Raw genomic sequence first — 21,157 nt, 5'->3', positions numbered from 1 at the left:
ACCGACTGACCTGGTCGGCCATATTCGTTCATAGGCGATCCGGGAGAAGCCGCGTTTCATCTGACCCAGTGGAACCCAGTGGAACTACGCGCGCAGTACGTTCAGGTGATCCCAAGCCAAGGATGGATAGGTCAGACCAAGCAATTGTTGTTCCAGGGAAGCCCTGGCCGTCGGTGCCAGGCCCGCACCCCACAGGATGGAGCTGCCGGCGCCGTCGGCTGCTGCGACCACGAGCCGCACAATACCGGCCGGCAGCCCGTCCGCCAATAGGTCTTCGTTCCACGCCCGCGCATATTTCTGGGCCAAGTCAACCACATGTGGAATGACCATGAGTTGCGTCATCAGGGACGCTTCTTCCCGAATTTGTAGTTCTTCATCGCCTTCGACACGGCACAGCGAGGCGCGAACATAGGCCCTCGTCAGTGATCCTGGCTGCGTATCCGCAAGGTCCTTCTGTGCCTGTACGGCGAGTCGGAATTCCTCGAGCTTGTGGCTTATAACGGCTCGAATCAGATCGTCCTTGCTTGCGAAGTGGTAGGTGAGCCCGCCTTTGGACAGCCTGGCGGCGCGGGCGATGTCGTCGAGCGTTGCCTGGGCACCGCGGGTGCGGAAAATCAACCCGGCCGCTTCAAGAATGAGACGTTGGGTCTCACTGGATGCCCGGCCTGCGGTTCGCGCCATACATCACACCTCCTGACTTTCATTTGACGGTGTGCCTTCACGGAAGATCTTCGCGGAAGAACGCTCACGATGTGAAGGGATCGTCAACCAGGCTACTGCGGCGGCCAGCGTAGCAGTTGCAGCGGCGATGACGGCGGTGGTCTGCATGGCCGTCATGAAGGCGTGTTTCGCCGCAAGTGCAGGAGCCGATCCCGGTGCCAGTACAGCCATCGCCTGCGCCAATGAGTCCTGTGCAGCAACCATCATGTTCCCTGTGACATCGTCCGGCAGCACCAAAGCCGAACGGTAGGTCAGGGATACTACGGAGCCCAGAACTGCTATGCCGAACGCTACGCCGAGCTCGTAAGCCGTCTCCGCGATCGCTGACGCCGATCCCGCTTTGTATGTCGGCACCGCGGAGACGACGGCGTCGGTGGTGAGCGTCATGGCGAGCCCGACTCCCAGCCCGATCGGGATCAGCGCCAGGATAAGCCAGACAACGTCTTGGCTCCCTTCGGCCGCCGCGATCAGCAACAGTCCTCCCGCGGCTGTGGCGAGTCCCAACGCGATTGCCCTTCCGAGCCCCAACGTCCGCGACGCCCAAGCCACAATTGTCACTACGCCCATCGACGCCAAGGTTGTTGGCAGTTCCAAGAGCCCGGCCTGAAGGGGGCTCAGCTCACGGACCAGTTGCAAATACTGCGAAAAGAAGAACAGCGTGCCAGTCAGTGCGAAGATCGCGATGAGATTGGCTATCACCGCTCCGCTGAATGCCCGGTTCCGAAACAGTGCGATATCCAGCAAGGGAGCAGGCAATTTACGCTGCCGGTGCACAAATACTGCGGATGCGCCGACGCCAACGAGGAACCAAAGCGCTACCGAACCGTCCAGCCCCTTGGTCGTGATGTGCTTGACCACATAAACCAACGGAACTATAGCCACCATCGATAGTGCTGCCGAAACAAGATCGAACGGCCCGGGGTGAGGATTCTTTGATTCGGGTAGCAGCAGTTTACCCACTATCAGAATGGACATCATGATGGGTACGTTGATCAGAAAGACGGAGCCCCACCAAAAATGTTCCAGTAAGGCGCCGCCCACCAATGGACCCAGTGCCATTCCCCCGGCGCTTGCAGCAGACCAAATCGCAATAGCGCGAGTCCGTTCACGTGGGTCTGAGAACATGCTGCGAACAATCGACAAGGTCGAGGGCATGATTGTCGCACCAGCCAGTCCCAAGAGGAAGCGGGCACCGATGAGCATCGTCGGATTTATCGAAAGTGCGGCAAGGATGGACGCAGCGCCAAATGCAGCACTGCCGATGAGCAGGAGCCGCTTGCGCCCTATCCTGTCCGCGAGGCTACCCATGGTCACCAGAAGCCCAGCCAAAGCCAACGAATAGATGTCACCTATCCAGAGAATCTCTGCAGCGTCTGGGCTTAGATCCCGAACCAAGGCCGGAACGGCCAGGGCCAGGACCGTGCCATCGACTGCGAGGAGCATGACTGCCCCGATCAAAACCCATAGGGCAGCCCATCGGCGACGATAGGGGACGTCTTGGGCGGGAGCTGTGGGATCCGGGGTCATAAATATAACTATACCGACCGGACGGTACAGTTTGCGCTTGTCTACCTGCCGGTCGTTGTTGAGTCTTCCCGTTCAACCTTGAGCAGGTACTTCAGTGTTGATAGGCGGGACCGAGGCATTGTCAATCCGCTTGGGGGCGATCAGGTCAGCCTCCGATCACGTGAGGCCTGGTGGTGCGGGCGGCAAACTTGGATGACCGGCGGCTTACGTGTTCACGCTGGCTCGCGCCCCGTTCCGGGGGACCCTGCATAAGCTTGGACTACATCAAGCCACCGATCAGCGAGCGGCCCGGTAGGGAACACCCGGCTATTTCTGCGATGCCTGCGACGGACCGCCAGGAGTGCGAAATCAAGGGCGACACCGGTGACGGATTCTTGGGCGTCGTCTGGCCCCCAAGTCCAGAGGCCACCGTCTGGGCTTTCCAAGGAAATCCGGAAAAGTTGCTGGGGCGGTTGGAACCCGTGCGTGCGGAACGCGTAGTCACGGGCGAGTATGGCCAGTGTGATGACGTGTTTCAGGCGCTCAGTGACGGGATATGGTGCCGCCAGGGTATCGGCCACGTCTTGGGCATGGGCCCAGGTCTCCATGAGGCGGGCCGTCAAAGCTGTCAGTAGAGACATGTCGGGGCCGAACCACGGCACACGGTCACGGGGGTTCCTTCCCTCGGTGGATTCCAGGATCGCGGCACGGCCGGCCCGCCACCGCGCGAGCATCTGTGTGGAACCTTCCGTGGCTGCCCGAGCCGCTTCTTTGTCGACGTAAGAGGGATCTTCGGCCATCTTGGAGGCCCTCAGCGAAAACCCTTGCGGGTCCATGAGGGCCTGCAGGAGGTTTTCATCAGTGGCCGTCAGGTGCGCGATCTGATGGGCGATGGTCCAGCCTTCTGCTGGCGTGGCCAAGGCCCACGCGGATGGCGGGAGTGCTGCGACCAGTTGGTCGAGCGCTTCGCCCTCCCGCCGCAGGTCTCGGCGAAGAATATCCTCTGGGCTGGGTTCAGATAGCAGGAGGAACTCCTCTTTGGAGTTCGCGCTTAAGGATTTTCCCCGAAGCCCCCAGCGGCAACTCGTCCAAGAAGAGAAACTGGCTGGGTACCTTGTATCCGGCCAGCCGTTCCCGGCACCAATCACGCAAGCAGTGTTCGGAGGTGCTGGCCCCCTTCTTGAGCACGACGTATGCAACACCGGTTTCACCCCACCGTTTGTCCGGTGCCCCGACGACGGCGGCGAGGTGGATGGCTGGATGGTCGTACAGCACCGATTCGATTTCGGCCGGGTACACATTTTCCCCGCCGCTGATGAACATCTCTTTTCCCCGGCCTACGACACGGCAGTTCCCGTCGCGGTCCCGGGTCACGATATCTCCGGTGCGTAGCCAGCCGTCGTCAAAGACGGCCCCCGTCTCGATGGGCCGACGCCAATACTCCTTCATGAGCATCGGACCCCGAATCCACAACTCGCCTGTGAAGCCAGGCTCCAGGCTCGCACCGTCTAGACCGCGGACATCGACTTCCGCCAAGGCTGCTGGTTGCCCGACAAAGCCTTCCGGCGTATTTGCGCCGGGAGCCAGCACTGTCGAACCTGCTTCAGTGGCTCCGAAGACCTGGATAATCCTCACGCCCTTAGCATCCCATCGGCGGATAAGACTGTCCGGCACAGGGGAACCGCCAACCGCGCCGAGGAAAGGCGGCAGCTCGGTCTCCTCGAACTCCGGCAACGAACTCATCATGTTGAGCACAGCGGGCGGACCGCCACCGAAGTGCGTTATGTTTTCCGCTGGATCTGAAAGGATTCCCAGCGCCGTCCGCGCGTCGAAGCTTTGCATGATGGTGACCGTTCCACCTTGGAACAGCACGTCATTTCCGAGAAGGTTCAAGCCCGCAACGTGAAACATGGGCAGGACCGTCAGGCATCGGGTTCTGGATGTGACGTCGTAGGCCATGGCTGAGTTAATCAGGTTTGCCATGACGGAGCCCACTGTATGCACCACACCCTTGGGCATACCAGTGGTGCCCGAAGTATAAATAATGACCCAAGGCAGGTTGACCTCAGCGGCGGGAAAACTGTTCCGTGCAACGGTGGCTTCGATCGCCCGTTCGTAGCTGCTGGCGTTTCGGTTGCCGTCAGCTGCCGAGGCCCATTCGAGAACGCTGATCGGCGTGTCCTCCCCCACGACGGCTGTGACAAGGGCCCGATGCACATCGTCGTGCAGGATCATGGTCGGTGTGGCATCGTCCATGATCTGCTGGATCTCGCGCGCAGCCAGCCGGAAGTTCAAGGGAACCATGATCGCGCCCAGCACGGCGCAGGCGTACAGGGTCTCGTAGACATGCAGGCTGTTCAGGCTAAGGACGGCCACCCGGTCTCCTGCCGAAACGCCCCGTTCGGCCAAGACCGCGGCAAGGCGTTGTATCCGCTGATCAAGCTCTTTGTAGGACAGTGTCTGTCCTGTGCCTCGGTCGACAATGGCAGGATGATTTGGACGACGACGAGCGTGGTACGAGATCCAGAACACTTTTTCTATCATCATTTGTCCCATCAGAACGTGTCAGGTCAGCCGGACGGCAACGACCTGGAAACCCTTGAAAGAGAGGGGGAATTGCAATCAGGCTGTGCCTGTCTTTACTTGTAGAAACGGGCCAGAAAATCTGCCACGACTGCGGGACGCTCCTGACCTTCAATCTCGATGGTGGCATTGACCTTGATTTGGGCGCCGCCCTTGACTTCAGCGACCTCGGCGATGGTTGCCTGCATGCGCACCTTGGAACCGACTCTTACCGGCGAGGTGAAACGGACCCTGTCAAGGCCGTAGTTGACTTTTGTTGTTACACCCTCGACGTCCAGCAGCTCGCCCCAGAAGGGAATGATGAGGGAGAGCGTGAGGAAGCCGTGGGCGATTGGTCCTCCGAAAGGTCCTTCTGTGGCGCGTTGTGGGTCCGTGTGGATCCACTGGTGGTCGTCAGTGGCGTCTGCGAAAAGGTTTACCTGTTCCTGGCTGATCTGCCTGTAGTCGGTGAAGCCAAGATTCTGCCCGGTCATGGTGGGAAGGGAGTCGAAATCGACGATCAGCTTTGACATTTTGGGCTCCTGAGGGGTGGTCGGTAAGGAGGAATGAATGCATTATGGTGTGGCGTTCAACCAGTGGATGTCGCGACTGGTGTGCGTGGTCACGGAGGAGAACGTTTCGGTCGAGAGGGAGCAGGGAACCGCATGAATCCAGAGATGACCCTGCCCGGCAGTTCCTCCGGGCTAAGAGGTAAGAACCGGTAGCGACTTGAGCGGCGGGCCCCTGGGCTGGCTAACTGCCCAAACCGAGGAGCCGGACAGCGTTATGTTTGAGGATCTTGGGGCGGATCTCGTCTTTGATCGGCAACTGGGCGAAGGCGCCCATCCATTTTTGCGGTGTGATCAGCGGATAGTCTGAGCCAAATAAGACTTTGTCTTGCAAGTACGAGTTGGAGCCCTTCACCAACGACTCCGGGAAATACTTCGGAGACCAGCCTGACAGGTCAATAAACACGTTCGACTTGTGCGTTGCAATTGAGTTTGCCTCATCCTGCCACGGCACGGATGGGTGGGCCATGATGATTTGCAGCCCGGGGAAATCGGCAGCAACAGCATCCAAGAGAAGCGGATTGGAGAAGGCGAGCTTTATGCCATGGCCTCCGGGGAGCCCCGCGCCCATTCCATTCTGGCCAGTGTGGAAGATCGATGGCAGTCCAAGCGTTTCGAGGGTCTCCCAGAGTGGGTAAAAGCGCCCATCAGATGGATCGAAGCCCTGGAGACTAGGGTGGAACTTGAAACCGCGAGCACCGAGCTCCAACGCCTGATGTTTGGCACTGGCAATGGCATCCTCCCCTGTCCTGGGGTCGACACTGCCGAACGGAATCAATACATCGTTGTTGCGGGCTGCGCCCGCGATGAGCTCCGGAATGCTGTTGGGTTCGTGCTTAAGTTGGGTCCGCGCATCCACGGTAAAGATGACGGCCGCCATGTTCAGTTCGCGATACAGCTCCGCGATCCGATCCAGCGATGGGCTGCGGTCTTGAGCCTTGAAATACTTTGCGGAAGCTTCAGACAGTATGCCGGGTAGGGAGTTATGGCCGCAGCTATCCACCTCGAGGTGAACATGCATGTCGATGGCCTCAAGCCTGGTGGCGTCAATTCCCAACTCGTATCGGAGGGCGGCCATGTCACTGCGCCTGGGCCGGTTCGGGCCTAAGCTCTTCGGGCAACGGCAGGAGGTCCTCGCCGTAGCTTTGGAGAGCTTCGTGGCCGAAGAGCCTGAGCGCGTTGTCTTGCAGCGCTTGGTAACTCCACCCGCCCTCGCGGTATTCGGTCGTGGCCGCGGTCGGATGCGACCACACCTGGAGCCGGTCTCCCCCGGCGCCGATGGCCTGCCCAGTAATGCCTGCAGCCTGATCTGAGGCCAGGAAGGCGATAAGCCCCGCAACATCCTGAGCCGTGCCAAAGCCGAGATCGTGACGGAAGAAGGACGGCATAGACCGGCCCATTTCGTCAGCCTCTATCGCCTTCTGGAAGTACGGTACCGTCTTGGTCATCGCCGTGGCGGCCACCGGAATAACCGAATTGACCGTTACTCCGCTCTTCTTCATCTCAAGCGCCCAAGTGCGCACCATGCCTACTATTCCAGCCTTTGCCGCCGCGTAGTTGGTCTGGCCGAAATTGCCCCGCTGCCCGGTGGGGGAACCAATGGTGATGATGCGGCCCGGGATGGCGTTTTGCTTGAAGTGTGCGAATGCCTCACGGACGCAGGTGAAAGTTCCCTTCAGATGGACATTGATCACCAAGTCGAAGTCTTCATCGGTCATCTTCAGCAGGCTCTTGTCCCGAAGGATGCCCGCATTGGTCACGAGGATATCCAAGCCGCCAAAATTTTCCACGGCTCCTGCCACCAGGGCCCGAGCCGCTTCGGCAGTTCCTACAGGAGCAACAACACTGGCTGCCCGGCCGCCATCCGCGTTGATAATCGCTACAGCCTGAGCTGCTGTATCCGGGTTAACGTCGTTAATTATGACCGCTGCACCCTGGCGCGCCAGCTCCCGCGCATATGCAAGACCCAGGCCTTGCCCACTCCCGGTGACGATCGCGACCTTGCCATTCAAGCTCATGCTTACTCCCTAACTAGTCCACACGGTTGCCGGCAGATCCTCCTGCCCGCAGCGTGAGATCCTTGTGTGTAGATCAATGTAAAGATTTATCATTGAAAATGTCAATGATCCATGTTTTCTACTATTGAGAGGTGGGGCTGTGCAGGGTACGAATGCCGGTGGTTCAAGGCTTGCAGGATCTCAGATGGGTGACGCCATGGGGCTGCTGCTCGCCAAATTACATTCAACGACGTCGGCCCTGAACAATGAGGCCTTGGCGGTTTTTGGCCTGAGGGAGCGTTCCTTCTCCGTGCTTGCTCTGGCTTGCAGCGGGCTTGAACCTACGCAGCGCGAACTTGCCGATTTCCTCAGCCTCGATCCGAGCCAGATTGTCAGCTTGGTTGATGATCTGGAGGGGCGCGGCCTGATTGAGCGGACGCAGGGCAAGCGTGACAGGCGCGCAAAGATCATCACCGGGACCCCGGCCGGTAATGAGCTCCACGAGAATGCCCGCCGGACGTTGGAGGACTGCGAAAAAAATCAACTCTCAGCCTTCACTGAAGGTGAGGTCTCTCAGCTCAGATCTTTGTTGAAGAAGGCTCTGTGCCATATCCGTTCGTGATACTGCCCAGCAGCCGAACCGGCAAGTGCCAACCTGACTCAGCCCGCCGGATTCTTCATTTTGGCGCTTATTGCGCGGGCTGCCGGTGCCACTACCTTTAGAACTGATGCCAGGTGGAAACCTTCACTCGGAACTATCACCGAAAGTGAAGCGACGGCTCTACCGTAGGGTCCCACGATCGGCACTGCCACGGAGGTCGAGCCTTGGTGGAGGTAGCCACTGGTCACGGCATGCCCTTCCTGCCTGGCCCGCGCTAGGCGCGTGAGCAGGACGGAATTGCTCTCTGTCGGTTCCCTCGAGAATTTGGGGCGCGGCGCGCTGAGTACGCGGCTCAGCTCTTCGGATTCTAGCCCTGCAACCAGGACGAGTCCGCTTGAGGTGGCATACCACGGGAATCTGCCGCCAACGAGCGTGAAGTTCACCGTGGATTCCGCCGCCGAAAGACGTTCCAGATACAGCACGTCAGTCCCTTCAAGGATTCCCAGCTGGGCGTGTTGATTGAGCTTGTCCCGTACTTCCTCAAGATAGGGGCGGGCACATTCCCGCAGTCCGAATACGCCGGGTGCGCGGACTGCGAGTTCCCAAAGTTTGACACCCAGAATCAGCTCTCGCCCTCGCCGCTCGAGCAGCCCAAGGTCCAACAGCTCGCCAACGATTCCATGGACGGTGCTGAGCGACATTCCCGTCCGGGCGGCCACCTGTGTCAGCGTCAATTCGCTTCGTCTTGGATCAAAGGCTTCCAGTACCTGAACTGCCCGAGAGAGTCCGGACCTTCCTGCAGAATATTTTGCCACTTCTCTCCTACATATTCGTTTCATGCGAATTTGATGATAAACCGGCTGTGACTCACATCATGATTGCAACGGTGGGATGCGCAAAGTCTGACCGGAGGTAGGGAACTTCTCTCCGGCTGACCTGATCGGCCAGCGGCCCGGATAAGTCGGGAGTTCGGAATTCGCCTGTCAGGGCACCGCAGCTTGAGCCGGGCATGGAGCACCGATTCAACAAGGTGGGGGACGGAGTTGTCCTTCACTTCCAGGTTTTTCAGTGCAGCCACAACGATCCCCCTCGTAGTCCAGAACCGAGCCTGGCTGGGCGCTGGCCCGTCAACGTAGAGGGGTCCACAGGCAGGACCTGTACCAGGCCTGCCATTACTCAGACCCATATCTTCCAAGGAGACTAACCATGCAAAACCAAGGACTTGGGTCCTGGCTGGGCCGACGGCTGAAGAAATCTGGGTCCAAGGCCGTAGTGATTCACGGAGACCGAACGCTGAGCTATGAGCAGTTACACAACCGTTCTGCGCGGCTTGCAACTGCCCTGTCTGAGCATCAGGTCCGCCCGGGCGACCGCGTGGCATTCCTTGGGGAGAACAGTCCGGAGTTTCTAGAGACCTTCTTCGCAGTTGGGATGCTTGGCGCTGTAATAGTGCCCCTCAACACGCGGCTGGCCGCGCCAGAAATCCGCTATCAACTCAAGGATGCCGGGGTAGTAGTTCTGATCCATGACGCGTCACTGGAGGGGTTGGCAGAGCCGGCTGCCCGTGGACTGGACTTAGCCCGGTGGAACGTCGGTGACGGGGACCACGATGCCGCACGCGCATTGGAGTCATTGCGGGAGAATGCCGAGCCATGGGGTGAGGATGTGCCCGTTACGCTGGACGATCTGGCCGCCATCCTCTACACATCCGGAACCACAGGTAGTCCCAAGGGCGCCTGTCTGACGCACGGCAACTTCACGTGGAACTGCGTCAACGCCTTGGTGGATTTCGACGTGCGCAGCGACGATGTATCACTGATGATCTCACCGATGTTTCACGTTGCGTCGCTGGGAATGGGGGTCCTGCCGGCAGTCCTAAAAGGCTCGACACTTGTCCTGGAGTCCAAGTTCGAGCCCGGGAGGGTTCTGCAGTTGATCGAGAAACACGAGGTCACTTCCCTCTCCGGTGTCCCGACAACATTCCAGATGCTTATGGAACACCCAAGTTGGAAGGATGCGGATCTTTCCTGTCTAAGGCGCCTAACATGCGGTGGTTCCGCCATTGCGTTGAAAGTCATCGAGGCCTACGAGGAAAGAGGACTGGCCTTCACTATGAGTTATGGAATGACGGAAACTTCGCCGGGTGCCACTACGTTGCCCGAGGAGAAATCCCGCCAAAAGGTCGGCTCTTCCGGGCTGCCCCTGTTCTTTACTGACGTCAGTGTGGTCGGGGCGGCGGGCGAGCAAGGTGAGATCCTTATTTCTGGCCCCAACGTCATCAAGGAGTACTGGCATCGCCCGGACGCCACTGACGCTTTCGAAGACGGATGGTTCCACTCCGGGGACATCGGCTACGTCGACGCTGAGGGCTACCTCTTTGTTTCAGATCGGCTCAAGGACATGATCATTTCCGGCGGCGAGAATATTTACCCGGCGGAAGTAGAGGCAGTGATCCTTGAATTGCCCGAGGTGTTGGCCGTGGCTGTCATCGGGGTGCCTGATCAGAAATGGGGTGAAGTTCCGCATGCTGTAGTGGTGCCGCGCGAAGGCGCCCAGCTTACGAACGAAACGGTCCAGAGGTACCTGGCCGGCCGCTTGGCCCGCTACAAGGTTCCCAAGACATTGACTATGGTCGACGACATGCCCCGGACGGCGTCCGGAAAGATACGGAAAAACGTCCTCCGGGACCAGCTGCAGGCCTCGCGCCCCTAGCCGTGGGCTGCAGGTCAAGCCACTTTTTGAGCGCGCCCAGTTCGCTTTGACCCTGGAGATGTCGTCGCAGGGCACGCTCCGTGGGCTCGCAAGGATCTGGGCTGCGCTACGGTGGCGCCAAGCGATTCGTCGGATTCTGTTGCTCCTAAGCCGTGTCACAGGTCATTTCCCAAGCCAGAAAAATGTTCAGATTCGCTGCTGAAACCTTGCGGTGGGCGGGCCTCCTGCGTTGAAAGTACGGCTCCAAGTAGTCCAGGGAACTTCGCCTCCAGATCGGCTCGCCTGAGCGTCAGTCTCCGGTTGCGGCCAAAGAGCTCGCTAGTGATGACCCCGGCTTCGCGTAAGACCTTGACCTGGTGGGAGCGAGTGGACTTTGGCGTCCCAGGACCTAATGCAGAGCAGTCCACCATGTTGACTGGTCCGGCTCCCAATTCGTGGACCAAGGCGAGCCTCGCGGGGTCACTGAGGGCGAAGAGCACGGTCGTCAGTTCTATTTCCTCGGGGGCCGGGTGCGGTAATCTCTCGGTTTCGCTCACAGTTCGATAATAGTTGAACCTTCCGGAAGGCCTCAGGTAACCTGCAAAAATGGTTCCAAAAACTTCGAACAATGTCGCTTTCCGCGAAACCGCGCGTGTTGCTTCCTCGGGTTCCCCAAGCACGTCAGGGGTGGCGTCCCGTTGGCGTTTCGGACTGGTGCTGGCCTTCATGACCGTGATGATGGCGGGAGCAAGTGCGCCCTCGCCGTTCTACCCCACCATCCAGGAGAAGTTCGGGCTAGCACCTGTCATCCTCACACTGGTGTTCGCGGTCTATGCCGTAGCCTTGCTGGCCACCCTGCTCTTAGCGGGTTCTATGTCTGACTATCTGGGCCGAAGGCCAGTCGTTTCCGCTGGCTTCTTCCTTCTAGCCGGCAGCCTGGTCCTGTTCTGGCTGGCTGGTGACTCAGTGGCGCTCATGTTCGCCCGCCTCCTGCAGGGGATCGCCAGTGGATTGCTGCTCTCGGCGCTGGGAGCAGCAATTGCCGACCTGGAACCATCCGGAGAGCCGGGAGCCGCTTCGGCCTGGAATTCTTTGTCTGCCTTGGCGGGCCTGGCGTTTGGAGCGCTGGCAGCCGGATTCTCTCTGCTTGTTCTTGGTGAAACGGGTGGGTCCGCGGTCACGTTTGTGAGCCTGTCTGTGTCGTCACTTATGTCTGCAGGTGCCACTTGGCTCCTACCGGAGACGTCCACCAGGAGGAAGGGGATCTGGCGGTCCCTGCTCCCACGCATTTCTGTGCCTCTTCGGGGACGAAAGCATTTCCTGGATGCGATCCCGGTGTTCGCCTCGGGCTGGGCTACCGGTGGGCTGTATCTCTCACTTGGAACGAGCCTGTTGACCAAAGTGTTTGAAGAGAGGTCGCCTTTCAATGGTTGGCTGGTCGTCACTCTATTGGCCGGGTCCGGAGCCCTCATGGGATTCTTGGCGCGCAGGTGGAAATCAAAAGCGATCTCTCTCTACGGTGCGGCGTCCTTGGCTGCAGGCAGCGCGCTCACAATCGTTTCGGTGCTGCTCGGCTCTCAGTGGCTCTTTCATGTGGCCGTCGTAATCACTGGAACGGGATTCGGGACGGCATTTCCAGGGGCACTGCATTCTATTCTGACCACCGTAGAAGCCTCCCGGCGCGCCGAGACCATGTCGGCAGTTTTCGTTGTCTGCTATCTGGCATTCAGCGTTCCGGCTGTCGCGGCGGGCGCTGCCGTGCCCGTTGCAGGTCTTTCTGTCACGGTTCTCTGGTATGCCGGTGCTGTCGCGCTTCTTGCGATCAGTTCGGTGGTTCTCATTCTGATGCGGCGGGATCATACAAGTGGTGTCCGCGAATGCCGGCGCACGCTTCCTCTCGACAGTTAGGCTGCCGGTCTGCTTCAGCATGTGCACCGAGGCAGATGGTCGCTAGTCAGCGAGGGTGATCCGACCTTCAAGCTTAAGCCATTCGGACGTCGGCCGACACCGAATCGCGAGCCAAATCTCGGCGCGTGTTTCCAGGGCATCGAGTGGTTGGCTGAGCAGGGATTCAATGTTTCGCAATCTGGACCTGAGCGTGTGTCTGTGAATCCCTAGACGATCACACGTGTTTTGGAGAACACAGTTTTGATCGATCCAGACTTTCAGTGTGAACAGGAGGGTGCCGTCGCTGTCGGCTCGCTCAACAGGAGAAAGGATTGCGTCAGAGAACAACTTGGCGGCCGCAGCGTCCCCAGTTTCAACCAGCCAATCGAAAATAATTCCTTGGCGGAACGTTACTGGCCGACCTGAACTTCGACTCGCTTGAACTGCTGCGAGGGCTTGGGTTCTCGATTCGTCCAAATGGCCGGGACTAACAATTGCTCCGATGCCGACGGGTTTCTCGGGCGCCAAGGTCTCCAGCATCTCCAAGACCGGGTCGTCCTGCTCGGCAATGAACTCTACAAAACCTGCCTGCACCCTGCCCATCCCGCCACGAAAAGCCGGGGCCAGATCGCCCAAAAAGGCGGGCACTTCGTCTTTGTCCGGATCGAAGATAACGACGCGGAAAAGCCGCCCTGTCAGGCCGGCTCCGCGTAGCCTGGACCGAGCGACGGCTTCATTTCCAGCGGCCAGGACCGCTGCAAAGGTCTCAGCTCGTCGCAAGCGCTCGGGTTCGTCGGATAACCAGAGTCGCTCCAGTTCCAAGCTCAGGAGCGGGACCAATCCTGCCGTTGAATCCAGTGCTGTCTTGTGCGAGTCGGTTACGACCAAATACCCACGCGTCCGGGTTGAGCCAAGAGGTTTGATCATCACCGGCCGGCCCGCAAGAACGGCGCTGATTGGCGGGTGTCCACTTTGACTCAGAAGTTTTTCCAGTTCCTCCCCGGCGAGCTCGGAGTTCCCACCCATAACCCGTCCAAGCCGGTTCACAATAACGGCTGAAACACCGGTTCGGCTTATCCACACGTCCATCAAGCCGGAAAGGCCCAAACCGCGCCCCACGACCGCGGATAATTCGGCAAAAAGATCCAGAGAGGCCTGCAGCGGACGACGTCTCGCGTCTGCCAAGGCATCAAAGACGCAACGAATTAGATATGCGTGGGGTGTGCGTTCTGAGACGGTTACAAGCGCCAAATCCGATTCAGAGCAGGCGTTTTTGAGAAGGTCCGGCAGGCGGGTGAATGGCGAACCTGGTCCAACCGTTAGTGCCAAGGCGGCCGCACCACTGGCTTTAACGGCAGCAGCATATCGCTTGAATTCAGGCTCTCGCAGTAGCAGCCCAGTGGTGATAAGAAGCTCGCCGCCTTCCAGTGCGGAACTGGGATCAAGGGATTCCGATGCGACGGCGCCGTTGAGATCCGGCAGACCGGCCAGTGGCCGAAGCTCCAGTTTGAGCACCGCGTCGGTCTTGAAGATCGTCGATAGGGGGACTGTCATCCGGTCAGGCTATCCAAGTTGAACAAGTAAGTCTAAGTTTTTAGACAGTTCGGCGATTGTGTGCCGTGGCGCGTATCACTATCGTTGAGTCACGCGGCAGGGTACATCTCCTGCTATCCCCCAAATCCTGCGGTTTGCCGCCTCTCTGGCGTGCGCTCTCCGCAGCTTCTTGAAAGGTCATCTCATGGCGGATGGATCCCATTTGAGACCAGAGCAGCGACTGCGCAGTGGTGTCATTTCAACCAGGCACCTTGTCTTCTTTGTGGTGGCAGCGGCGGCTCCTTTGACTGTTCTGGCCGGCTTTGCTCCCCTTGCGTACATGATTGGTGGGGAGCTTACGCCACTCGGGTACCTCATTGCCGGCGCCGTATACCTGTTGTTCTCGGTCGGGTTCACTACGTTGAGCCGGTACGTCAAGGACGCAGGGGCGTTCTCTGCCTACATCCGGAAAGGGCTCGGTCCCACGGCCGGTTCGGGAGCGGCGTTCCTGGCGTACGCCGCCTACACATTGGGGCAGATTGGCTTCTGTGCAGCCGCAGGCCTGTTCGCTTCGGCGGCGCTCGACAAGTTCCTCGGGGTGTCGCTTCCGTGGGGCCTGTGTGCGGTGCTTATTGGCCTTGGTACAGGCGCGTTGTCTTACTTCCAAGTCAATGTGGGGGCGCGTGTTTTGTCGGTCCTGCTGATCGCCGAAATCGGAATTCTCTTTGTGCTTGCAGTTGCCGTGCTTATCAAGGGCACGCCCAATGGCCTAACGGTCACCGCAGCCGACCCTGCCACTTGGGACGCGGGCACGATTGGTTCGCTGCTCGTCGTGTCGTTCCTTGTCTATGTCGGATTTGAACAGACGGCCGTCTATGGTGAGGAAGTCAAGAACCCTCGTGTGACGGTCCCCCGCGCGACCTACATTTCCGTGGGTTTGTTGACGGGCATCTACACGTTCATGTCGTGGGTAATCCTGATGGCTATTGGGCCGGCGAACCTTCCCAGCCTGCTGGCGACCGGAAACCTGTCGACGATCGTATTCGACGTCAATAACCAGTACCTTGGCGGAGCGATGACAGTTGTCATGGAACTCTTGGTGGTCACGAGTTTCCTGGCCGGTGTACTTGCCCTTCAGAACGCGGGAACAAGGTACCTGTTTTCGATGTCGCGTCAAGGACTCGTCCACAGGAAGTTTGCCCGTGTCAACGACCGTACGGGGAGTCCGGGAGCCGCCGCGATCTTTCAAACGCTCCTCGTTGTGGTGGCTATAGCCGGTTTCGCTGTCATTGGTCTGGACCCCTACAGGCAGGTGGTTCTTTGGACTAATACCCCGACAATATTGGCTGTACTTGTCCTTCAAATCGCGACCTCCGTTTCGGTTATCGCCTACTTCCGCCGCGAGAAACACAAAGAGTCTCTCTGGAACAGGTTGATAGCTCCCGCAGTTTCGATCGTAACGATGGCGGGTGCCCTGGTGCTGATCAGTACCAATCTCGACTTGCTTACGTCTCTCGGTTCCGCCGGAAACCTCATTATGTGCTCGCCCCTGTTCGTGGCCCTCATAGTCGGATTGATCATCGGACGGAAACGCGCTAAGTCATCGCCCGCTGTTGCCCAGGAGATCAACGCATGAACACTCGCAATCCGGTTCTGCCCGAAAGCAGGGTCACCGACGCCTCCAAGGCAGTAGGACTCGGCCCGCGGCACGCTTGGTCAGTCCCGGGGTTCAGAGTTGAACGTCCGGCCGAGGACTTCTCCGGTGGTGAGGGGTGGTGTTACACCGATCGCTTTTCATACAACCCGGGCGAATCAATCGATGTCCACACTCATACAACGGTGGACGCATACGACTTGAAGCTGGTGCGTGACGGTCTAGATGCGGAGACCGTCTGGTCCCGGACCGGTCTGCCCGGCAAGTCCTACGAAACCCCGGTGGACTCGTATGCGGTTGGCTGCAAATGGCCGGTGGCGTTGTCCATTCCTGTAGACGAACAGTGGCGTCCCGGCTTTTACCTCCTGATCATGTCCTTTGAACATGAGGGGCGAATCTACGAACGGGAACACTTCGCAGTCATCAAGAGAGCTCCCGAGGCAGACCCCGCCCCGACAGCGCTCGTTCTGACCACTAGCACCATGCTTGCTTATAACGACTGGGGTGGAGCGAATCATTACCGGGGCCTGGGAGACGACCCTTGGGAAGATGTCCCCTCCCCTTTGTCAGCCATACAGCGCCCCGTGGCGCGGGGAATGCTCAGGCAGCCAGAGGATGCACCCCGCAGCTCCAACCCATCGACCCCCGGCCCTGGCTATATCCCTCGGCACCCCGCATACGAATACGCACACGTGCACGGCTTCTCCCGGCACTACGCGGACGCGTTTTGGGCGACTTACGAACGTCACTTTGTCCGGTGGGCCGAACAACATGGATATGAGCTGGACTACCTTACGCAACATGACTTGCACGAGGATCAGGCTGTCCTTGACCGGTATGCATGCGCCGTGGTCGTAGGACACGATGAATACTGGACAGGCGAAATGCGCGACACCGCCGAAGGTTATGTTGAACGCGGCGGGCACCTTGCCCGCTTCGGCGGGAATTTCTTGTGGCAGGTGAGGCTCGAAGACAACGGGAACACCCAAGCCTGTTATCGGACGCCTCAAGAAGACCCGCTGACTCCAACGGAGCCATCGCGCGTCACGACAGCGTGGGATTCGCCCGTCGTCGGGCGGCCGGCGGCCACTACCTTCGGCCTGACCGGATTGGGAGGCTGCTACAACCGATACGGTACTGCCGCCCCTCGCTCCTCCGGAGGTTTCACAGTGTACCGGCCGCGTCATTGGGCATTCACGGACACTGATCTCAATTACGGTGACATCTTTGGGGCGGCGCCCATCAACGTCGCGGCCTTCGAACTGGACGGAGTCGACTTTACATTCCGTAAGGGAATGCCCGAGCCGACCGGCGTCGACGGAGCCCCGGAATCCTTGGAAATCATCGCTATGACACCGGCAACCCTCGGCGAAGAAGACAAGTGGGACGGAGCAGTTCCCCTCGGCGCGCCCGTCGGAGAATTCCTAGACGCGTTGGACGCTATCTATGGAGATGACCTCCCGGAACGCTTTAAGGGCGAATGCTATGGCTCAGGAATGGTGGCAACGTTTACCAAAGGCGCGGGAGAGGTCTTCACAGCCGGAAGCACCGAATGGGTGAACGGTCTTAGGCTTTCTGATCCCTTCACTGAGCAAATCACGCACAACGTCCTGCGGCGCTTCACAAGCTAAACGCCCGTAAACACTTCAAGGAGTACGCCAGAATGGCAACTTTCGACGTAAATAATGTTCAGACGCTGACCTTCGGCAACGGCGAACTTGTAATACCCGATGCCAGCCTTTACGAAGCATCATCCGACCATTGGCGTGAAGAAGAACACCATGCCTCCCTGGCAAACACTCGTTCACAGGTTGCCGCCTGGCGGGGCGAACCTGGTTGGGTGAGGATCACGGACTGGCCCTATCACGAGATTTGCGTCATCCAAAAGGGCAGAGTGGCCATAGAGGACCAAACGGGAGGCCGCAGGGAATTCGGCCCGGGCGAAGCGTTTGTGGTACCTGCCGGTTTTAACGGCGTATGGCACACCCTTGAAGCATCCGAAAAAATCTTCATCGGCATCCAACCGGACTCCCCCGCCTCTGCCTGAACATCGGCAGCCGCAAACCGTAATACATAGAACAAAGGAAACACCCATGCCCTCCCGTCCGATGCCCACACAAGCGACTCCTAACTTAACAAGGACTCGAACCGACACCCCGGTGCGTGGAGGCGCAGCCGATATGGCTTGGTCAGTTCCGGGCGGTCTACTTGAGGTACCTGGCGCATCAGAGAGCATTGAGCTCTGGTGCTACGCCGACCGTTTCGACTACGGGCATGGCGACACCGTGCGGCTGAAGGTCCACACGACAGCTGAGAAGTTCAACGTGAACATTGTTCGGGATGGAGCGGAACCGCGCACGGTCTACACAAGAAAGAACCTGACCGGACGCGAACAGGAGACACCCTGGGACGCTTACGCGACAGGGTGCGACTGGGAAGACAGTCTCACCTTTAGCATTGATTCCGGCTGGGAGCCAGGCTTCTATCTAATCATTCTTGAAGCAGAGGAGAACGGTCGGCGCCAGGAACACGAGGGGTTCTTCATTATTCGCCCTGCCGATCCACGGGACGTCGATTTTCTGCTGGTGCATACCACCAGCACCATGCTCGCCTATAACGACTGGGGAGGGGGGAACCACTATCGCGGCCTTCCCGACGGCCACCTCAACGATACGCCCTCACCCTTTTCCTCGTCCCAGCGTCCCATCGCAAGGGGCATGCTCCGCAAGCCTGTCGGAGCGCCCCGGAACATCCACACCAACACCCCTGAAATTGGATGGGTTCCCCGGCACGAAACGTACGAATGGGCATGGCTCAACGGGTATAGCAGGCACCACGCCGACGCCGGCTGGGCAACCTACGAAAGGCCATTTACCGTTTGGGCCGAAGGCCAGGGATATCGAGTAGGACACACCACTCAAAGCCACTTGCACTTGGACCCAGCAGCGCTCGAAGGTTATGCGTGCGTTGTCATCGTCGGACACGACGAGTATTGGACGTGGGAAATGCGCGACCGAATCGACTCCTTCGTTGACGACGGCGGTCACTTGGCACGATTTGCAGGCAACTATGTCTGGCAAGTCCGGTTCGATGAAAAGGCACAGACTCAAACCTGTTACAAAATGCCCTTCGCTGATCCATACATAGACCAGGACATAACCAAGGTCACCACAATGTGGGACTGGAAGCCCATTGGCCGTCCCGGGGCAGCGACGATGGGCCTCAGCGGTGCAGCGGGCTCCTACATCAGATACGGCTCAGCATCCCCCCGGGCAAGTGGCGGTTTCACCGTCTACCGGCCCGAACACTGGATCTTCGAGTCCACGGACCTGTATTACGGTGATGTTTTTGGCGCCGCACCGATTTGTGTCGCCGCTTTCGAAGTCGACGGGGTCGACTACACCTTCCGCAAGGGTCTTCCCTACGCAACCGGGGAGGGAGGCGCACCGGAAAACCTGGAAATCCTCGCTATGACACCGGCGGTCTTCGGAGCCGAAGACCGGTGGTCCGGCACCGTCCCCATTGGCGCCCCACTCGAGGAGGCCACGGCACTTCTCGAAGAGGCCTATGACGGAAACCCGCCCGAATACCAAACAGATACCGTCCGCGGAGCAGCTATGATTGCCGCCTTCGTGCGTGGAAAGGGCGAAGTCCTCACTGCCGGAAGTACGGAATGGGTTAACGGGCTGATCCACCGCGACCCGTTTACAGAACAAATCACTCGGAACGTCCTCAACCGTTTCACCAGGGCCGAAGCCAGCGGCAGCGCTGACGTGAAGGAGCCCTCTTGATGTTCGGTAGTGTCACGGGAACCGTTTACCGCGCGATCAACCCCGCAACCGGTTTAGTTGAAAGAACGTTCCCTTCAGCCACGGATGCGGACGTTCAGGCGGTGCTCCATCAGTCCGAGCAAGCCTACCGCTCTTGGGCGCAGCGGCCAGCGCAGGAACGGGCGCTGACACTGGCGAGAGTCGGTCAAATTTTCCGGGAACGGGCCGATGAACTGGCGCTGATTGCCACTAACGAAGTGGGTAAGCCCTTGTCCCAGGCCAAAGCAGAAGTGGAATTCAGTGCACAGATCTTCGAGTACTACGCCGAAACCGGCCCAGGCATGCTGGTTGAAGGACAAGTGCCCGGAATCACCGGCGCGACGGCGGTTGTCCAGAAACGACCCTTGGGACCGCTCTTGGGCGTCATGCCCTGGAACTACCCCTATTACCAGGTGGCCCGCTTCGTAGCCCCCAACCTGCTGCTGGGCAACACGGTTCTTCTCAAACACGCGGAATCGTGCCCGGGTTCGGCGCAAGCTATCCAAGACGTCTTCGCAGAAGCCGATGTGCCCAACGGCGTCTACTCGAATGTTTTCGCCACCCACGAACAAGTCGCGTCGGTTATCGCCGATTCACGGGTGCAAGGGGTTTCATACACCGGATCCGAGCGTGCTGGAGCGGTCATCGGCGGACTCGCCGGCGCAAACTTGAAAAAAGCGGTGTTGGAGCTGGGTGGGTCCGATGCATACATCGTCTTGGACACCGTGGATGTCCGAGAGTCCGCCCGGGACGCTTGGGCTGCCCGTATGGAGAACACGGGTCAGGCCTGCAATTCGAACAAGCGGATTATCGTCATGGAAGACATTCATGATGCGTTTGTAGATGAGCTAATTGAATTGGCCAAAGACTTGCAACCCGGCGATCCATCGCGCGAGGAACCGGGGACCTTTGCTCCGATGGCTTCCAGGGCCGCTGCCCAACAGCTCGCAGAACAACTCCAGGACGCGGTCCGTAAGGGTGCCACCCTTCAAGTTGGCGGCGAACTGGCAACTGATAGCACAGCATTCTTTTCGCCCGCAGTTCTGACTGGCGTTACACCAGCAATGCGCGCCTATCATGAGGAACTCTTCGGCCCGGTGCTTGTCGTCTACAAGGTCGGGAATGACGATGAAGCCGTCGTCCTGGCCAATGACACTAAATATGGGCTCGGAGGGGCGGTCTTCAGCCAAGACCCTGAACGTGCTAAGCAGGTCGCCACCGATCTAGTCACGGGCATGGTCTTCGCTAACGCCTCCTCAGCCGAGATGCCTCAGTTGCCGTTCGGAGGCGTCAAAAGCTCAGGCTATGGCCGCGAACTCGGTCCGCTCGGAGTTCTTGAATTCTCAAACCAGCGCCTTGTGTACACCGCTATCTGAGGGAACACCGTGACCTCTACGAAACCATCTGACGGAGAAGCTACGTTCCTCGATCTGTCGAGTGCGAAACTGTCCGGGCGATGTGTTCTGCTTCGTTGGCCGGACGGCTTCCAGTGTGAAGGCACAGTCGAGGACGAGCTGGTCCAGCAGGACATCTTCTGGATCTTTGAACACTCGGTAGGAGTAAGGAGGATCATCTTCCGGTCAGAGCTGGAATCCATAGTTCCCCTTTCGCCTGCTGGACCGGCTACG

Annotated in this window: 17 protein-coding genes; 8 read left to right on the top strand and 9 right to left on the bottom strand. The window is 59.1% G+C overall.

Features of this window, described 5'->3' with window-relative positions; translation table 11 throughout:
• Nucleotides 1-84: 84 nt before the first annotated feature.
• The 7 genes from ACIQTZ_RS12245 to ACIQTZ_RS12215 form a co-directional block, all read right to left on the bottom strand.
• The gene (locus tag ACIQTZ_RS12245) at nt 85-681 is read right to left on the bottom strand and encodes a TetR family transcriptional regulator (protein ID WP_402980944.1); all 597 of its coding nucleotides are present in this window, start codon (nt 679-681) and stop codon (nt 85-87) included.
• A 3-nt stretch (nt 682-684) separates the two neighbouring features.
• Nucleotides 685-2,163 (bottom strand): MFS transporter, encoded by a 1,479-nt coding sequence (locus tag ACIQTZ_RS12240; RefSeq protein WP_402980941.1) that lies wholly within the window; start codon nt 2,161-2,163, stop codon nt 685-687.
• Nucleotides 2,164-2,459: 296 nt separating this feature from the next.
• On the bottom strand, nt 2,460-3,209 hold the full coding sequence (locus tag ACIQTZ_RS12235) for a TIGR03084 family metal-binding protein (RefSeq protein ID WP_402981127.1): 750 nt from the start codon (nt 3,207-3,209) through the stop codon (nt 2,460-2,462).
• 31 nt (nt 3,210-3,240) lie between these two features.
• Nucleotides 3,241-4,770 carry a class I adenylate-forming enzyme family protein gene (locus ACIQTZ_RS12230; protein ID WP_402981124.1) on the bottom strand — a complete coding sequence of 510 codons (1,530 nt, stop codon included), beginning with the start codon at nt 4,768-4,770 and terminating at the stop codon, nt 3,241-3,243.
• Nucleotides 4,771-4,865: 95 nt separating this feature from the next.
• The gene (locus ACIQTZ_RS12225) at nt 4,866-5,321 is read right to left on the bottom strand and encodes a MaoC family dehydratase (RefSeq protein WP_402980938.1); all 456 of its coding nucleotides are present in this window, start codon (nt 5,319-5,321) and stop codon (nt 4,866-4,868) included.
• Nucleotides 5,322-5,541: 220 nt separating this feature from the next.
• Nucleotides 5,542-6,435 carry an amidohydrolase family protein gene (locus ACIQTZ_RS12220; protein ID WP_402980935.1) on the bottom strand — a complete coding sequence of 298 codons (894 nt, stop codon included), beginning with the start codon at nt 6,433-6,435 and terminating at the stop codon, nt 5,542-5,544.
• Between the two features lies 1 nt (nt 6,436).
• On the bottom strand, nt 6,437-7,375 hold the full coding sequence (locus ACIQTZ_RS12215) for an SDR family oxidoreductase (protein ID WP_402980932.1): 939 nt from the start codon (nt 7,373-7,375) through the stop codon (nt 6,437-6,439).
• A 184-nt stretch (nt 7,376-7,559) separates the two neighbouring features.
• On the opposite strand from ACIQTZ_RS12215, the gene ACIQTZ_RS12210 reads away from it, so the two are divergent.
• A complete protein-coding gene (locus tag ACIQTZ_RS12210; RefSeq protein WP_402980929.1) occupies nt 7,560-7,976 on the top strand; it encodes a MarR family winged helix-turn-helix transcriptional regulator in 417 nt (138 codons plus the stop codon).
• Between the two features lie 38 nt (nt 7,977-8,014).
• Here ACIQTZ_RS12210 and ACIQTZ_RS12205 read toward each other — a convergent pair whose 3' ends face one another.
• Nucleotides 8,015-8,794 (bottom strand): IclR family transcriptional regulator, encoded by a 780-nt coding sequence (locus tag ACIQTZ_RS12205; protein ID WP_402980926.1) that lies wholly within the window; start codon nt 8,792-8,794, stop codon nt 8,015-8,017.
• Nucleotides 8,795-9,161: 367 nt separating this feature from the next.
• Between ACIQTZ_RS12205 and menE the strand changes: the two genes are divergently transcribed.
• Together menE and ACIQTZ_RS12195 are read left to right on the top strand one after the other, a co-directional pair.
• Complete coding sequence (menE, locus tag ACIQTZ_RS12200) at nt 9,162-10,667, top strand: o-succinylbenzoate--CoA ligase (protein WP_402980923.1); 1,506 nt, start codon at nt 9,162-9,164, stop codon at nt 10,665-10,667.
• A gap of 705 nt (nt 10,668-11,372) precedes the next feature.
• Nucleotides 11,373-12,554 carry an MFS transporter gene (locus tag ACIQTZ_RS12195; protein WP_402980920.1) on the top strand — a complete coding sequence of 394 codons (1,182 nt, stop codon included), beginning with the start codon at nt 11,373-11,375 and terminating at the stop codon, nt 12,552-12,554.
• Nucleotides 12,555-12,596: 42 nt separating this feature from the next.
• On the opposite strand, the gene ACIQTZ_RS12190 is transcribed toward ACIQTZ_RS12195, so the two are convergent.
• Nucleotides 12,597-14,087, bottom strand: coding sequence for a helix-turn-helix domain-containing protein (locus ACIQTZ_RS12190; RefSeq protein WP_402980917.1), 1,491 nt, complete (start codon nt 14,085-14,087; stop codon nt 12,597-12,599).
• Nucleotides 14,088-14,271: 184 nt separating this feature from the next.
• Here ACIQTZ_RS12190 and ACIQTZ_RS12185 point away from each other — a divergent pair, with 184 nt between their 5' ends.
• From ACIQTZ_RS12185 to ACIQTZ_RS12165, 5 genes are all read left to right on the top strand, one after another.
• Complete coding sequence (locus ACIQTZ_RS12185; RefSeq protein ID WP_402980914.1) at nt 14,272-15,702, top strand: APC family permease; 1,431 nt, start codon at nt 14,272-14,274, stop codon at nt 15,700-15,702.
• A gap of 227 nt (nt 15,703-15,929) precedes the next feature.
• Nucleotides 15,930-17,351 carry a N,N-dimethylformamidase beta subunit family domain-containing protein gene (locus tag ACIQTZ_RS12180; protein WP_402981121.1) on the top strand — a complete coding sequence of 474 codons (1,422 nt, stop codon included), beginning with the start codon at nt 15,930-15,932 and terminating at the stop codon, nt 17,349-17,351.
• 32 nt (nt 17,352-17,383) lie between these two features.
• Nucleotides 17,384-17,767 (top strand): cupin domain-containing protein, encoded by a 384-nt coding sequence (locus ACIQTZ_RS12175; protein WP_402980911.1) that lies wholly within the window; start codon nt 17,384-17,386, stop codon nt 17,765-17,767.
• Nucleotides 17,768-17,900: 133 nt separating this feature from the next.
• A complete protein-coding gene (locus tag ACIQTZ_RS12170; RefSeq protein WP_402980908.1) occupies nt 17,901-19,511 on the top strand; it encodes a N,N-dimethylformamidase beta subunit family domain-containing protein in 1,611 nt (536 codons plus the stop codon).
• Nucleotides 19,511-20,905 carry an NAD-dependent succinate-semialdehyde dehydrogenase gene (locus ACIQTZ_RS12165; protein WP_402981118.1) on the top strand — a complete coding sequence of 465 codons (1,395 nt, stop codon included), beginning with the start codon at nt 19,511-19,513 and terminating at the stop codon, nt 20,903-20,905. The genes ACIQTZ_RS12170 and ACIQTZ_RS12165 overlap by 1 nt, the downstream gene beginning before the upstream one ends.
• Nucleotides 20,906-21,157: the final 252 nt, after the last annotated feature.

Source organism: Paenarthrobacter sp. NPDC090520, assembly GCF_044769205.1.
GTDB lineage: Bacteria > Actinomycetota > Actinomycetes > Actinomycetales > Micrococcaceae > Arthrobacter.
The sequence above is the reverse complement of the archived record's forward strand: the minus strand, read 5'-3'. Positions and strand labels throughout refer to the sequence as shown.

Excerpts from the sequence above, each read along its gene's own strand:
- ACIQTZ_RS12245 (WP_402980944.1), bottom strand. The coding sequence starts at position 681 with ATGGCGCGAACCGCAGGCCGGGCATCCAGTGAGACCCAACGTCTCATT.
- ACIQTZ_RS12240 (WP_402980941.1), bottom strand. The coding sequence starts at position 2,163 with ATGCTCCTCGCAGTCGATGGCACGGTCCTGGCCCTGGCCGTTCCGGCC.
- ACIQTZ_RS12230 (WP_402981124.1), bottom strand. The coding sequence starts at position 4,770 with ATGATAGAAAAAGTGTTCTGGATCTCGTACCACGCTCGTCGTCGTCCA.
- ACIQTZ_RS12225 (WP_402980938.1), bottom strand. The coding sequence starts at position 5,321 with ATGTCAAAGCTGATCGTCGATTTCGACTCCCTTCCCACCATGACCGGG.
- ACIQTZ_RS12220 (WP_402980935.1), bottom strand. The coding sequence starts at position 6,435 with ATGGCCGCCCTCCGATACGAGTTGGGAATTGACGCCACCAGGCTTGAG.
- ACIQTZ_RS12215 (WP_402980932.1), bottom strand. The coding sequence starts at position 7,375 with ATGAGCTTGAATGGCAAGGTCGCGATCGTCACCGGGAGTGGGCAAGGC.
- ACIQTZ_RS12210 (WP_402980929.1), top strand. The coding sequence starts at position 7,560 with ATGGGTGACGCCATGGGGCTGCTGCTCGCCAAATTACATTCAACGACG.
- ACIQTZ_RS12205 (WP_402980926.1), bottom strand. The coding sequence starts at position 8,794 with ATGAAACGAATATGTAGGAGAGAAGTGGCAAAATATTCTGCAGGAAGG.
- menE (WP_402980923.1), top strand. The coding sequence starts at position 9,162 with ATGCAAAACCAAGGACTTGGGTCCTGGCTGGGCCGACGGCTGAAGAAA.
- ACIQTZ_RS12195 (WP_402980920.1), top strand. The coding sequence starts at position 11,373 with ATGACCGTGATGATGGCGGGAGCAAGTGCGCCCTCGCCGTTCTACCCC.
- ACIQTZ_RS12190 (WP_402980917.1), bottom strand. The coding sequence starts at position 14,087 with ATGACAGTCCCCCTATCGACGATCTTCAAGACCGACGCGGTGCTCAAA.
- ACIQTZ_RS12185 (WP_402980914.1), top strand. The coding sequence starts at position 14,272 with ATGGCGGATGGATCCCATTTGAGACCAGAGCAGCGACTGCGCAGTGGT.
- ACIQTZ_RS12175 (WP_402980911.1), top strand. The coding sequence starts at position 17,384 with ATGGCAACTTTCGACGTAAATAATGTTCAGACGCTGACCTTCGGCAAC.
- ACIQTZ_RS12170 (WP_402980908.1), top strand. The coding sequence starts at position 17,901 with ATGGCTTGGTCAGTTCCGGGCGGTCTACTTGAGGTACCTGGCGCATCA.
- ACIQTZ_RS12165 (WP_402981118.1), top strand. The coding sequence starts at position 19,511 with ATGTTCGGTAGTGTCACGGGAACCGTTTACCGCGCGATCAACCCCGCA.